The sequence below is a fragment of the Oscillospiraceae bacterium MB08-C2-2 genome (assembly GCA_035621215.1).
Lineage (GTDB): Bacteria > Bacillota > Clostridia > Oscillospirales > Ruminococcaceae > WRAV01.
Genome location: CP141729.1, coordinates 405,899 through 420,806, shown reverse-complemented (window position 1 = coordinate 420,806; position 14,908 = coordinate 405,899). Strand labels below are relative to the sequence as shown.

Sequence of the window (14,908 nt, the reverse complement as noted above, 5' to 3'; positions counted from 1 at the left end):
TATTCTTATAGCGAACATTTGCAAAAACAACTTTTGGTAGGAGGAACAGGATATGAAAATAAAAATTCTCTCTTTGCTGCTGGCGGCCAGCATGGTCACTTCTTTGGCTCTGTTCACCAGTGGCTGTACACCCAAGGCTCCATCATCCGATGAAAGTGCATCTGCATTATGGGAGGCCGGGGATACGAGAAACAAAATTGTCGTCATAAGTGACATCCACATCGGAGTGGACGATAAATATGCCGAAAATGTTGAGAATCGCCCAATACTAATTGATTTCTTAAAGCGGCTGCAAAGCACCAAGGATGTGCGTGAACTGGTAATCGACGGCGATTTTTTGGATGAATGGTTTCTGCCGGTGGATTACCCCAGCTACACCGATGTACAACAATTTTACAAGGATGTCATCGCCAACAATCAAGGAATCATTGACGAACTCAATAAGGTAGCCGACAGCGGAATCAAGCTGGTCTATATACCCGGTAACCACGATATGACACAAGAGAACAATATTTTGCAGGAGGCTATCCCCAAAATAGTGCAGATTCGGGATGCCAAAGGTCTGGGAACATATTACACGGGCGACCGCAATGAAATTGCTATTGAGCATGGCCACCGTTACGATGTATTCTCCGCACCGGATACAGTAAGCAATGTTGAGCTGGTGGGCAATAACGAGACTATGTTACCAGCCGGTTATTTCTATGCACGTTACGCGGCTACATGGGTATTGGAAGGGCGCCCCAAGGTAGAAAAGAATCTGCCTGTGGTAACAGCAGTGCCTGATAAATCCGATGCTGACCAGTACGGTGCTTATATTTACTATTCACTCCTTAAAAATATTTCCACAAGAATGACACCCAACGAAGGTCTTGAGGAAAAAATATTTGATATGCACATGGATGGCTTTGACGATTCCTACACCTATCTGGATTTTTATCCTGCCCAACAGGCAGATGGGACCATTTCCGCACCGGTGCTGTTCAAAAATATCCAGCGCACATGGGGTGAACGCCAGAAAATCAATCAGGTCAAGGTTCCCAACAGCTTTGTTGAGGCGGTCGCCGGAACTGTGGATTGGGAATATTATTTCCGGCAGGCAAAGGTACAGTATCTGGAAAATCCGGATGAAAACGTAGATGTGGTGGTGTTTGGTCATACCCATGTACCCGCTTATCGCGCTACTGATAATGGGAAATGTTACATCAACGAGGGAACCTGGATTGACCATAATACAGACTATCCAGAGGCCACCCGCACCTTTGCTGTCATTACCACTGGTGAGAAAACCACAGCCGGGCTTTATACGTATGAGGAAGACGGCACTATAACCGACATTGCTGCAAGTGTCAGCACCGCAAAAGAGGAACCGGCTGCCGCAGAAAGTTCTTCTGCCAAGGTATCCTTTGATGTGAAAGCCCTTGAAAATTACGGCGATGACAACACACAGGCACGCTATGTGGAAGCAAGCGGCTTAACCGATGCTGCTGTGCAGGAAAAACTGAATCAGGCATTAAAAGAGTTCTGCCTTGCACCAACCTCCTCTGCCGAAAAAGACACCACTTACGATATTATGCCTGTCTTCGAAGTGGTGGATGGCGATTTGCTGAGCCTTCGAACCTACAACACGGTGTATATGGCAGGGGCAGCCTACCCGGTCAGCTCCATACGCACCCAGCTTTTCAGCTTGTCTACGGGTGAAAAGGATACCGGGAACCTGTGGGATTTTGTAAGTGATAAGAAAGCCTTCAAACAACTGATACTAGACGGTAAATTCGGGTTTGCGGCAGCGGGGGTTGAAGGTGAAATGCCCGAAGAAGTCAAAGCTGCAGCATACCAAAAGCTTGCAGAGAGCATTGATACAGAAGAATTTGCAACACAGTTTTACTTTGGAGATGGCGGCAGGCTGAATGTATGGTGCGAAGGTGACAATCACGCAAGTGGAGATTACTGGCTATTTGACATTCCCGTTGCCGATTTAGTGAATACAGCAACTGACCGGTTGCTTCCTATTATTGAGGCAATGAAGACTGTCGGCAACTAATCCATTCAAAAAAGATTCGGAGTATTTGATTGAAGGAGCGTGATGAAATGGAAAAGCGCAGGCGTGAGGATGCACCACTAGCGGCCCCTAATGCAGAGGGTAACGTGTGGAAGAAACAAGCCTGCCCTGCCTTTGAGCCCAGAATGGATGCACCGCAAGGACTGCGGCAGTGCTGGTATTGCCGCTATGCCGATTTTCACCTGGATAAGCCTCGTTCACTGGACGTTGGCGTATGCTACTGGCCCAAAAAGATTGCAAAATGAGGAGCGTTCAAGTAAGCATGGCGACAAAAAGAATTTTGAGTATTTGGCTTTCGGTGTGCATGGTGCTAACCTTATTGCCGGTTTCGGCTATGGCAGAAGAAGGAACCACTCCACTTGGCACAAGCGGGGAAATCATTGCCTTTGCATCACTAACAGAAACAGAAAGATCAGTACCACTTGGCACATCCATGAAAGATCTGGAGCTGCCTGAAACCCTGACAGCAACGGTGAGAACAGCAGTGGCTGTTGATAGCAGCACAGTGGAGAAACCCCTACAGGATTCAAGGAACCCGGACAATTTGACAGAGGCAGCTCTCAGTTCTGCCACTCCGGCAGGCTCCAGTGAGCCGGCAACGGCAGGCGGGACGACCGAGCTTGAATGGAACATCACAACCTCGGATATCCCGGTTACATGGATATCTGCTCCGAAATATGATATGGATGCCGAGGGCGTTTATATCTTTACACCGGTGACAGAGGGCTATACGGTAAGTGCCGCCCTACCGGAAATCACCGTTGCGGTGGGGACGCAGCCACTTATGAGGGCACTGCGGACAGGTACTCCGGCCACCTACGGCGATTTTTCGGTCAGCATAGACGAAGATGGTGCCGCGCCGACGTATGAAAACGGTGTGCTGACCTTTGGTGCTGCGGGTGAATATACCGTTGGCATGGCGGATGAAAAGGCCTCCACTTCCCATGTTATCGTGGTCAATGCGACAGGCGAGGTTAAACTGAACCTTAACGGCGTTGTGATCGAAGCACCACCGAGCGGGTCGTATCGGGTGCCGGACGGCGCAACTGCCCTGACGGTGACAAGCGGCACAATCACCTTAAATATGATTGCGGACAGCTCCCTCACGGGCGGCATAGGCTACTCCAGTTTGATGGACAGCGGTAAAGGTGGCGCTGGTATCAGCGGCAATGTTACTGTCATGGGTACGGCAGCACTCACCGCCACCGGCGGCAAAGGTGGATCTGTTACCGGGGGGACGAGTGGCACTGGCGGTGCTGGTATCAGCGGCAATGTTACGGTAACAGAAGATGCGGCACTCACTGCCACCGGCGGCAAAGGTGGATCGGCTGAAGAGGGAACGGGTGGCGTTGGCGGCTCTGGTATCAGCGGCAATGTTACAGTGACAGGAGCGGCGACACTCACTGCCACCGGCGGTGCTGCCGGAACAGGCGGCGCTTTTAATGGCATAGCCGGTGTTGGCATTAATGGAGATGTGAATGTTTCCGACTCGGCTACCCTTATCGCCAGCAGCGGCAGCGGTATGTTTGGCATGGCCATCAGCAACGCCGGCCGAAACGGTGGCGGTACCATCACCGTGGATGAAGGCTATATCGTGAAAGTAGGGGATAACGCAGCAGCCGCTGCCAACTGCCCTCCTTTACCGCACGACCAATTAACGAATCTCGCGTCTCTGTATATTATTGTGACCCCGCCCAGCGATGCCCTCCCCACGGCGGCAGCATACGCGGCGGCTTCCCCTGCGGCAGCTTCCGGCACCGACTATGTGCTGGACGATACAAACAGAGTCATCACCATCAAAACCACCAAGGGCGCGGCGTGGTGGTCGGCAAACGGCGCGAACTATCTTGACTACACCGTCCTCCTTGACGATAACATCGACGTGTCCGGCTTCCAGTGGTCACCGGTGGGCAGTGCTCCCGGCTCCGCCTTCGCCGGCAGCTTTGACGGGCAGGGGCACACCATTACAGGTCTGACGGTGAAGATTGAGGCAGGTGACGAAACTGTCTTTGCAGGGCTGCTCGGCGAGTTCTGCGGCTCCGTTAAAAACGTCGGATTGATAAATGTGTCAATCGCCGTTTCCAACACCTCTACCAATAACAAACTGGTCTATGCCGGTGCGCTGGCAGGCGACGTATTCGGGGGAACCATTTCCAACTGCTTCGTCCGGGGCGGCAGCGTCAGCGCCGCAAGCGGCATTGGCTCCTATGCCGGAGGTCTGATTGGCTACGGCGGTCAGGAGATTGCCATAGCCAACTGCTACAGCACCGCCGATGTCTCCGCTGACGGTATGCAAGGCTGTAACGGCGGCGTAATCGGTATGCTCAGTTCAGGAACGGTTGATCAATGTTACTACGTAAATATGCCAGCGGCATCAGGAACAAATTTGGGTCTTGGAACAAAATTGACAGACGCGCAGATGAAAGCCGTCTCAGGTACAGAAAATGCGCTGATCGACCGGATGAACACATGGGTCGAACAGCAAGACAACATCGACTATTACACATGGCAGGTCGACAGCGGAACGACAAACGACGGTTATCCCGTGTTCGGCGCAGCGTGGACTGAACCGCAGGCGCAATGGGGCGTAGCAGGCACAGAAGACGCAGCCCCCGCTACTTGGGCCGGCAGCGGCAGCCTGACCGATGCCGTAGCATACGCAAACGGTTTTGCAAGCGGCACGGCATACATTCAGCTCTTGGAGCATGTGAACATCAGCGCCACGCTGGAGTTTGCAGAGGATAAGACCACCGTGCTTGACCTCAAGGGCAAGACCATCGATGGCAACGATATTCCGACGAGTAGTTTGGATTATAACGTCCTCACTGTGAATGGCAACCTGACCCTCTGCGATACAAGCAGCGCCACCGTTGCCAATCAGGGAAAAATCACCGGAGGGCACGGCGCCGGAGAAGGCGCGGGCGGCGGCATCTATGTTGATGGTTCAGGTGTCTTTATCATGGCCGGCGGCAATATCACAGGAAACACCGCTGTGACCGGCGGCGGCGTGGCAAATAGGGGTACCTTCACTATGTCAGGAGGCAGTATTGCCGGTAATTCCTGCATCTCAGGCAGCGGTGACGTGTCAATCGGCGGCGGTGTGGCGAATTTAGGCGGCTTCACCATGAGCGGCGGGAGCATCACCGGCAACACTGTAGTCGCGGGCGGCGCGGGCGGCGGGGTGCTTACCAGCGAAGGTATGATGCTGTCCGGCAATGCGAATATTTCCGGCAACACAGTCGGCGAAGCAAGCGACAATGTTGCGCTGATGCCTTATAGCGGTCACCCTTCTAATATTTACATTACAGGTGCGCTCACCAACAGCACAGCCATCGGCGTCAGTATCGTTGAACTATCGAGGGACCATGTTCTCATTCCCAAAGCGGGTGTATTCACCACCGGAGAAGCTGTTACCAACAGTGACTATATCTCAAAATTCGTCAGTGACAACAGCGGATTTGCCGTAATCGCGGACGGCAGCCAGCTCAAGCTGGCGGCGGCGCAAATCATCACCAAGACCGCTGCCACAAACGGCAGCTTCACCGTGAAGGTAAACGGCAACAAGGTTCCCTCTGCGAGAGAGGGGCAAACTGTCACTGTCACGCCTACGGCGGATGCCAATTATGAGCTGGATACGATTACCGTAACCAAGACAGGAGACCCAAACACGACTCTCACCGTGACAAGCGGTGCCTTCACCATGCCCGCCTATGCTGTCACCGTTAGCGTGACATTCAAGGCGGCGACAGCTCCCGGCTATACCATAAGCGGTACGGTTAAGGGCAGCGATACCAGTGCGGGCATCCCCGCAGCTCTACAGCTCAAGAACAGCAGCGGTAATGTGGGCGGCGTGGTAACAGCAGCGACAGACGGCAGGTACATCATCACAGGCGTTTCCGCCGGAAGCTATACCATTGCAGTCAGCTACACAGGCTATGACAGCGGCGCAATCACAGGTGTTACGGTAACAAACACCAACATAACGAACAAAAACTTGACGCTGACCAAAACCATCTCGGGTCTTACCGATGCGCAAAAGCTTGCGGCAGCTCAGGCTGCAATTATGGCGGCAATCAACCGGATGTCAGTTTCCAACAGTACAACAGCAGCGGATATTTTGAGTGTAGCACAAGCCGCTTCACTCTATGGTGTGACCGTGGCATGGGATACTGGGAATGGATTCACAAAAACCCAGGCAACCTCTTCTGCCAAAGGCTTTATCAGGGGTACTCTTAAGCTGACGCTTAATCAAGAGAGCGGTGGGATTGGGATCGACGCAGCTATCGCCAAATTATCCACAGGTAACGATAACGGCGGGAGGGACTCTGACAGTGGTTCCGATAGGCCCACTCTGTCCACAAAGCCCACCGAGCCGGTGACTGGCAGTACAGAAAATAAGGCCACGGTAGACAACACAGGCAACGCCAGCGTCAGCCTGACCGACAAAAACATCACCGATGCCATTGCAAACGCACAGGCAGAAGCGGCAAAAAAAGGTGTGAGCCCAGGCGACATCACGGCGGTTATCCATGTCACCACCGCCGGTAAGGATGCAGACACAGTCACAGTCAATCTGCCCAAGACTACGCAGGAGAAGGTTATCGGAAACAAAATCTTCAGCGTTCAGCTTGTCATAGACCGCCCCGACCTTACCATCGGCATTGACCTTGCGGCCGTGACAGAGATCAACCGGCAGGCAAAGGCTGATGTCCAGCTTTCTGCCACTCGCATGGACAATACAAAGCTACCCGGCGATGCAAAGGCTGCCATCGGCAGCCGGCCCGCATATGACCTCAAAGCACTCTACGGCAACGGCAAGTCTGTGACCGACTTTGGCAAGGGCAGTGTCAGTGTGGAGATTCCCTATACCCTGCAAAAAAACGAAGCCGCCGGGTATGTCTACGCTGTCTATGTGGATGCAAAAGGCAAGGTAACCTACCTTACCGATTCCAGCTACGACGCCAAACGCGGAACGGTGGTGTTTTCCACCAGCCATTTCTCCACTTACGGCGTAGCCTACAAAGCCGGCTTCAACTTTACCGATATAGGCGGTCATTGGGCAAAGGATGATATTCTTTTTGCTGCAAACCGTGGTCTTATAACCGGCACCAGCACCACCACGTTCAGTCCGGGCGGCTCCATGACACGGGGAATGTTTGTAACGGCACTGGGACGTTTGGCAAATGCCGACATAAGGGCCTATAAGCAGTCCAGCTTTACCGATGTAAAGGCTGATGCCTACTACATGGGCTATATCGAATGGGCAAGCAAAAACAACATTCTGGTGGGCACCGAGGGAGGCAAGTTCGATCCGGACGGCCTTGTAACCCGTGAGCAAATGGCGGTTATTATGAGAAACTATGCCAAGGCCATGGGATATACTGTGCCGAAGGTTCATGTGGAAAACATCTTTTCAGATAACGCTAAAATCAGTACCCACGCCAAAGAAGCCGTAAAGCAGATGCAGATGGCGGGTGTGATCAGCGGCAAAAACAGCAACCTCTTTGATCCCCAGGGGACAGCCACAAGAGCCGAGGTTTCGGCAGTGCTGCGCCGCTTTGTTGAGCTGATGATTTTCAGCGATACCATGCAAGGCTGGACAATGAACCATTCCGGCCAATGGATGTTCTACCAAAATGGCAGGCCTGCCATAAGATGGAAAGATATTGAAACAAGTGGAAATTCAAAGCGCTATTATTTTGATAGCTATGGTGTCATGATCGCTGGAAAATGGCTTCAGGTAGACGGAAAATGGTATTACTTCTATGCCGACGGCTCTCTTGCCAAAAATACAAAAATTGACGGCTATCAAGTGGATGAAAATGGCATAAGAAAAACCAAGTAACCAAAACAAGAGAATGGAGCCTAGGGCAAACTCGCTGAAAAGCGAGGACACAAAACTACAGGGTCTAAGGCGTTTCATAAAGCGCCACGACAGACTGGCTTCCGAAAACCGCTCAGGGCGTGCCCTCTACAAACAGAGGACACGCCCTGGCTCTTTTTGACTGATCATTTGGATATGGGGATACCGCCTTTTTCTTGCTCTGGCGAAAGGGGTATTTCTATGGGAAACAACAGGCATGCTGGAGCTGTTCAGGGTATGGCGGCAGGCGACATCATGCGGTTAGGGCGGAACGCCGCTTTCCGGCCTTCTGCCCTAACAAATATATGCCCTCTTTTGTATTGGATCTGGGCATTACTCCTGCTCTGCCTGTGGGGCAACCACAATGTATGAGCGGCTATACCGTTTGGGGGATATCCCCACCTCGCTCTTAAAACGCCGGATAAAGCTGGCATAGTCGTTAAATCCAACCATGGAGGCTGTCTCCTGCACCGAACAGCCCACTGAGAGCAGTTGCTTGGCTCTGGCAATGCGCTTTGCAAGAATATATTTGTTAACAGTGATGCCGGTGTGCTCCTTAAAAACCCGGCAGAAATAGCCCTTGCTCAAATAAAACTCAGCGGAAAGAGTATCCAGCGAAAGATCCCGCTCCAGCGATGCATCAATATAATGGAGAACATCCTCCATATACTTTCCTCCACTGGTAATTACCCCACTGCTTTTACGGGAAGCATGGATCAGCAAAAAAAGAACTTCCACCAGCAAAGAGTTTTCCATTAAATCCATACCATAGCCCTGCAAAGTCCCCAGCTTGTGGATAAGCTGGATCAACTGCTCTCTCTGGGTTCTTTTCAGGGGGATTCTGCGAGGATAATTCTTTGTATCATAAAAAAGGTGCAGCAGGTTGGTGGAAGGCGAAGAAATGGATTCCAGATAATCCGGCATAATGGTAAAAACATAACGCAGGTGTTTTTTATGGGCAGCCGCCACCGGCAAATGGGTTTGAAACTGATTGATGATAAAAACATCGTTGTTGCACATGGGGTAGATTGTATCATCAATAATAAAGCGCTTACCTTCTGAAACAGAAAAATAAATTTCAAGATAGTTGTGGTTGTGCATTTGCTTCACCTGCTCCCGATAATCCAGCAAAGCCACCGAAAAACGTCCGTTGGTGAGGCAGGCATTCTCAGAACATGCGCAGGTACCCATTATTTCCACTTAAAACACCTCTCTTTTATACGATGGTTATACTTGTTTCACTTCAAAGCAGTCCTTTGTGGGGCTATTTTGAAACCGCCTGAGCAGGCGGGTGAAATCCTGTGTATAGCTCATGCAAGCAGTGTTGATAACGGTGGGAAAGGTGAAGTTTTGCAACAAAAGCGGTTCATTTTTGCAAGGACATCAGTCAGCCACTGTGTTAAGCTAAGAGTATAGAAAGCTTTCTGCACCTGCTAAAAAATATGAAAAGGATGTGCTTGAACCATGGTAGTAGATACACTGGCCAACTGCGAACTTTATTATGCGCTGGGTGGAAATTTTGAAAAAGCTTTGGAGTTTCTCAAAGCCAATGATATCCGTCAGATGGAGCTTGGCCGTCATGATATCGACGGCGACAATGTCTTTATTCTCGTGCAGGAATATGAATCCAAAACCATTGACAACTGCGGCCTTGAAGCCCATGTCAAATATGCCGATGTTCACTATGTAGCCGAAGGCTTTGAGTACCTTGGCTATGTGCCCCGTTGCCGGGCTGGTGAACCTGTTACAGAGTATGATCCCAAGGCTGATGCCCTTTTCTTTGAGAAAGAATGCGAATATATTCTTCTTCAAAAGGGGGATATCGCCATTGTGTTCCCACAGGATGTACATATGCCCCAAAAGCGTGCACTTGTGCCCACCTTGGTGCGCAAAGCCTGCATCAAGGTTCGTGTAGCCGATTGAAGGGAGACCATGCAATGAAAAAAATACTGGTCATTAACGGGGCCAATGTTAATATGATTGGCAAACGGGAACCCGAGCTTTATGGCAGCACCACTCTGGATGATGTCAACGCTATGCTTGCTCAAAGAGCCGAAGCCTTGGGTGTGAACATCGAATTCTTCCAAAGCAATTGTCTTGGCGAAACCATCACCAGAATCCAGCAGTGCCTTGGCTGTGTGGATGGCATTATCATCAATCCCGGCGGTCATGGTCATTATGCTTATGCACTGCTGGATGCTTTTAATGCCGTTGCGGTTCCCTGTATCGAGGTGCACATCTCCAATACCCACCGGCGGGAGGAATTCCGGCATCATTCGGTGATTGCAGGAGCATCCTGCTGTGTCGGCCAAATCATTGGTATGGGAATTCAGGGCTACCTTTTTGCTTTGGAAAAGCTGGCAGAAATAAAGTGACTTGCTCTGTTTCTCTTCCCTGCGGTTTAAAAAACCGCAGGGGTTTTCTTTTGTCAACTACGTTTATTATACTGGACTTCTATGCAAATAGTCAATAATTTAAAATATAATAAAATAATTATTATATAATTTGTATATTGTTCTAACAAATATTTTCAGAATTATCGTATGCTGCCTATAGCAATATAATACCCGCATGCCAGATCGTGTTATATAAGCTTGGAGGATGCTTCCCAGCTTATATACCCATATGCAAATGAGTATGAAGAAAGAATGCGCCGCTTACAGCGGCATACGGCAGAAGTGCCGTTGCACCAAACAGCGTTCCTGTTTGGTACGCATTCTACTATAAATATTCCGTATTTATACATTTTACAGCATCACATTTATAGCAGAGTAAGACGCTGTATCTCCAGTGGTATTATAAGGACTTTCTAATTCGAAAAACGTCTATTTGACCGAGTCTGAGAACTTTTAGCATACTCTGCATAAAGATTGACTTTAGCGGCGTTTCTTGTTACAATTTTGTGAGTATTATCCGCAAAAATAGTCGAAAATACTGTGGTGTTATTGATTAAATATACTTTTTTATTCAACTATATTGCTATCTTTTTCAGGGAGTGGACTTGGATGTTTATAAAGGATTTGTTTTCACAAAAAAAGCCGGTGATCTCTTTTGAGGTTTTTCCTCCGAAAAAAGCGGCTGATATTCAGGCTATTTATGGGGCGCTGGAGGGAATTACCCAGCTGGGCCCCGATTTTATTTCGGTCACTTATGGCGCCGGCGGCTCTGGGAGTTCGGGCAAAACCGGTGAAATTGCCTCTGCCATCAAAAACAAGTGGGGAATCGAAGCCCTTGCCCATTTGACCTGTGTAGGCGCCCGGCGTGATCAGATTCATCAAATAGCCGCTGAACTAAAAGAGGCCAATGTCCTGAACATTCTGGCTCTGCGGGGCGATCTCCCTGTCGATACCGCTCTCCCCCTTTCCGGTGATTTTCAGTATGCCCACGATCTGATTCGTGAGCTAAAGGAACTAGGCGGCTTCTGCATCGGTGCGGCCTGCTATCCCGAAGGCCATATTGAAAGCGACAGTGTGGAGGAAAGTTTGCTCCACCTGAAAGAAAAGCAGGAGGCTGGGGCAGATTTCCTGATCACACAGCTGTTTTTTGAAAACAATCTTTTTTTTGACTTTTTAGAAAAGGCCCGCAAAACAGGCATTACCCTCCCCATAACAGCGGGTGTCATGCCGATTCTGAGCCGTGGCCAAATTGAGCGGATGATTTTTATGTGCGGCAGTTCCCTTCCCTCTGCTATTGTGCGCCTTTTGCACAAGTATGCCGACAGTCCTGCCGATCTGCGTAAGGCCGGTATTGAGTATGCCTCCAATCAGGCGGAAGGCTTGATTCGGGGCGGCGTTGACGGTGTGCATCTATACAGCATGAACCAGCCGGATATTGCGGCCGCCGGTATGGAACGCATCCGGAGGGTTCAGCAAGAGATATGAACATTCAAATAGACCGAGCGGAGGTTCTCCGGTATCTGGGCTATGGTGGTCAGGAACTGGATGAAGCACTCAGCCAGCTTATTGACAGCTCCATTGCCGATTGCCTTGCTTGGGCAAAGCCCGCCTATACCCACCGCACCTTTGGGCTGGTTCCCGCCCCCGGCGGTATCGGCTTGGCAGGAACCTCCCTGATTCTTGCCGGTGAATCCATTGCCAAGCATCTGGAAGGAGCCAAAGGGGCGGTTCTGATGGCCGCTACTCTGGGGCTGGGGCTGGAAAACCAGCTAAAACGAATGAACGGCCGGGATATGACCCGCTCCTTAATTGTGGATAGCGCCGCCACCGACTGCATTGAAAAGGTCTGTGATCTGGTGGAAGAAGAAATCCGGCAGGAGCAGGCTGCACAGGGGCTGAGCATCAATTTTCGCTTTAGCCCGGGTTATGGCGATCTGCCTCTTGAAACACAGCCCGCCTTTCTCAGTGTGCTGGATGCGGGGCGGCGCATTGGCCTGACCTGCACCTCCAATCTGATTATGCTTCCCCGAAAATCCGTTACCGCCATTATGGGGATATTCGAAAATCCGGCAGAACCCGCCCCCAAAAGCGCTTGCAGCACCTGCAATCTGGCGGCCAACTGCCCTTACAGAAAGAGTGGTAAAAGCTGTGGACATCGTTAGCTTAATTCGGGAACATATTGCTGTATTCGATGGCGGTATGGGCACTATGCTCCAGCAAAGAGGGCTTCTTGTGGGTGACCTGCCGGAGGTTTATAACATAACCCATCCTGAAATTGTCATGGGTATCCACCGGGATTATGTCAAGGCAGGCGCTCAAATCATCACCGCCAACACCTTTCAGGCAAATGAATACAAGCTCCACTGTGAATATTCGGTGGAGGATGTTATCGAGGCGGGCATCCGCAATGGCAGAGAAGCGGGCGCCCCCTTTGTGGCGCTGGATATAGGCCCCTTGGGGCAGCTTATGGAGCCTATGGGGACTGTTTCTTTTGAGGAGGCATATGAGGTTTTCAAGCGTCAGATGGTCTGCGGCGAAAAGTGCGGAGCCGACCTGATTCTCATGGAGACTTTTTCCGATCCCTATGAGGCCAAGGCCGCTATACTGGCCGCCAAAGAAAGCACCTCACTTCCTGTAATCTGCACCCTGACCTATCAGGAGGATGGACGAACCTTTGTGGGCTGCGATCCCATCACCGCCACCCTCACCCTCCAATCTCTTGGGGTGGATGCACTGGGTGTCAACTGCTCGCTGGGGCCTAAGGAAATGCTGCCGGTGGTGGAACAAATTCTCACCTATGCCAAGGTTCCAGTGATTGTGCAGGCCAACGCGGGGCTTCCGGTGATGCAGGGAGATGAAACCGTCTATGTGATTACCCCGCAGGAATTTGCCCATTATGTGGCTGAAATGGTCAAAATGGGGGTTCGTCTGGTGGGGGGCTGCTGTGGCACCACCCCGGATTTTATCCGGGAAGTCGTGGCCAATATAGCCGGGCTTTCACCTGTACCGACCGCTCCCAAAAAGGTTACTGCCTTAACCTCGGGTACCAAAACAGTGATGCTGGATGATAAAATCACGGTCATTGGCGAGCGTATCAATCCAACCGGAAAACCTAAAATGAAGGCCGCCCTCCGTGAAAACCGCTTGGAATATATTGTGGGCGAAGCCATTGATCAGGAAGCCGCCGGGAGCGAGATTCTGGATATCAACGTTGGCCTGCCCGAAATTGATGAACCGGCTGTCATGCGCTCGGTGATTCGTGAGGTGCAGGGGACTATGGGTCTGCCTTTGCAGATTGACAGCTCCGATCCCGCCGCCATTGAGACAGGGGTTCGTTTCTGCAATGGCCGCCCCTTAATCAACTCGGTAAACGGCAAAGCCGAAAGCATGGCCAGCATCTTCCCTATCGTAAAGAAATACGGTGCCTTGGTTTTAGGTTTGGCTCTGGATGAAAAAGGCATTCCTTCTACTGCTGAGGGCCGCCTTGCCGTAGCTAGGCATATTGTGGAAACGGCCGAGTCTTACGGCATCCCCCGTGAGGATGTGCTCATTGACTGCTTAGTTCTCACAGCCTCCGCCCAGCAGGCACAGGTAATGGAAACCCTCAAGGCCATCAAGCTGGTCAAGCAGGAGCTGGGAGTCAAAACAGTTTTGGGCGTCAGCAACGTTTCCTTTGGTCTGCCCAACCGTGAATCTCTCAACGCTACCTTTTTGGCCGCCGCCTTTGGGGCCGGGCTGGATGCGCCTATTCTGAATCCCCTTTCCACCCGTTATATGGAAGTGGTGCGCTGCTTCCGTGTGCTGGATAACGAGGACTCGGGTGCGGAAGATTACATTGCCAGCCAACCGGATCAGACTGCCCCCTCCCCCACTTCTACCGGAACGGATAGCGGTGAAAGCCGCAGCCTCAAGGATATTATCATTCAAGGGCGCAAGGATGAATCCGCCCCCCGGGTTACAGAAATGCTTGCCACCATGGCCCCTCTGGATATTGTCAACGGTCATTTTATCCCGGCTCTGGATACAGTGGGCCAGCGCTTTGAGAAGGGTCAGCTTTTTCTGCCTCAGCTGATGCAATCCGCCGAAGCAGTGAAAAAGGCTTTCAGCATCATCAAGGCCCATTTGGAAAGCAGCGGCACAAAGCCGGAAAGCAAGGGCAAAATCCTCATTGCCACGGTCAAGGGGGATATCCATGACATCGGCAAGAACATTGTAAAGATGATTCTGGAAAACTACGGCTACGATGTGATCGATTTAGGCAAGGATGTGCCCATTGAAACCGTGGTGGATACCATTCGGAAAGAGGATATCAAGCTTGTGGGACTTAGCGCCCTCATGACCACTACCGTGAAAAACATGAAGGAAACCATCGCCGCTGTCAAGGATGCCGGGCTTTCCTGCACTTTTATTGTAGGCGGAGCCGTGCTGAATCCCGAATATGCTTCCTTTGTAGGGGCTGACTATTACGCCCGGGATGCCATGGAATCGGTTACCATTGCCAACCGCTTTTTTGGTGTAAACAACTGATTGCTTTGCATACACTTCTAACCGCATAAGAAAAAACTCTCCGATTTTCTCGGAGAGCTT

General features: G+C 51.0%; 9 protein-coding genes and 1 riboswitch. Of the genes, 8 read left to right on the top strand and 1 reads right to left on the bottom strand.

Annotation, left to right across the window (positions count from 1 at the left end; all coding sequences use genetic code 11):
• Window positions 1-52: 52 nt before the first annotated feature.
• From U6B65_01770 to U6B65_01760, 3 genes are read left to right on the top strand one after another with little or no spacing between them, the layout of a single operon-like run.
• Window positions 53-2,044 carry a metallophosphoesterase gene (locus U6B65_01770; GenBank protein ID WRS27880.1) on the top strand — a complete coding sequence of 664 codons (1,992 nt, stop codon included), beginning with the start codon at window positions 53-55 and terminating at the stop codon, window positions 2,042-2,044.
• A 47-nt stretch (window positions 2,045-2,091) separates the two neighbouring features.
• On the top strand, window positions 2,092-2,307 hold the full coding sequence (locus U6B65_01765; GenBank protein WRS27879.1) for a hypothetical protein: 216 nt from the start codon (window positions 2,092-2,094) through the stop codon (window positions 2,305-2,307).
• A 17-nt stretch (window positions 2,308-2,324) separates the two neighbouring features.
• Entirely contained in the window at window positions 2,325-7,907 is a 5,583-nt protein-coding gene (locus tag U6B65_01760) for an S-layer homology domain-containing protein (GenBank protein WRS27878.1), read from the top strand.
• Window positions 7,908-7,921: 14 nt separating this feature from the next.
• A riboswitch (cyclic di-GMP riboswitch) is annotated at window positions 7,922-8,013 on the top strand.
• A 245-nt stretch (window positions 8,014-8,258) separates the two neighbouring features.
• Here U6B65_01760 and U6B65_01755 read toward each other — a convergent pair.
• Window positions 8,259-9,116, bottom strand: a complete 858-nt coding sequence (locus U6B65_01755; GenBank protein ID WRS28895.1) for an AraC family transcriptional regulator — start codon at window positions 9,114-9,116, stop codon at window positions 8,259-8,261.
• A 273-nt stretch (window positions 9,117-9,389) separates the two neighbouring features.
• Here U6B65_01755 and U6B65_01750 point away from each other — a divergent pair, with 273 nt between their 5' ends.
• The 5 genes from U6B65_01750 to U6B65_01730 all read left to right on the top strand — a co-directional run bounded on the left by U6B65_01750 (window position 9,390) and on the right by U6B65_01730 (window position 14,848).
• A complete protein-coding gene (locus tag U6B65_01750) occupies window positions 9,390-9,848 on the top strand; it encodes a YhcH/YjgK/YiaL family protein (GenBank protein WRS27877.1) in 459 nt (152 codons plus the stop codon).
• A gap of 14 nt (window positions 9,849-9,862) precedes the next feature.
• Window positions 9,863-10,300 carry a type II 3-dehydroquinate dehydratase gene (gene aroQ, locus U6B65_01745; GenBank protein WRS27876.1) on the top strand — a complete coding sequence of 146 codons (438 nt, stop codon included), beginning with the start codon at window positions 9,863-9,865 and terminating at the stop codon, window positions 10,298-10,300.
• Window positions 10,301-10,930: 630 nt separating this feature from the next.
• Window positions 10,931-11,806: a methylenetetrahydrofolate reductase [NAD(P)H] gene (gene metF / locus U6B65_01740; GenBank protein ID WRS27875.1), complete on the top strand. Its 876-nt coding sequence runs from the start codon at window positions 10,931-10,933 to the stop codon at window positions 11,804-11,806.
• Entirely contained in the window at window positions 11,803-12,483 is a 681-nt protein-coding gene (locus U6B65_01735; protein ID WRS27874.1) for a methionine synthase, read from the top strand. Before metF ends, U6B65_01735 begins: the two co-directional genes overlap by 4 nt.
• On the top strand, window positions 12,470-14,848 hold the full coding sequence (locus U6B65_01730; protein ID WRS27873.1) for a homocysteine S-methyltransferase family protein: 2,379 nt from the start codon (window positions 12,470-12,472) through the stop codon (window positions 14,846-14,848). Before U6B65_01735 ends, U6B65_01730 begins: the two co-directional genes overlap by 14 nt.
• Window positions 14,849-14,908: the final 60 nt, after the last annotated feature.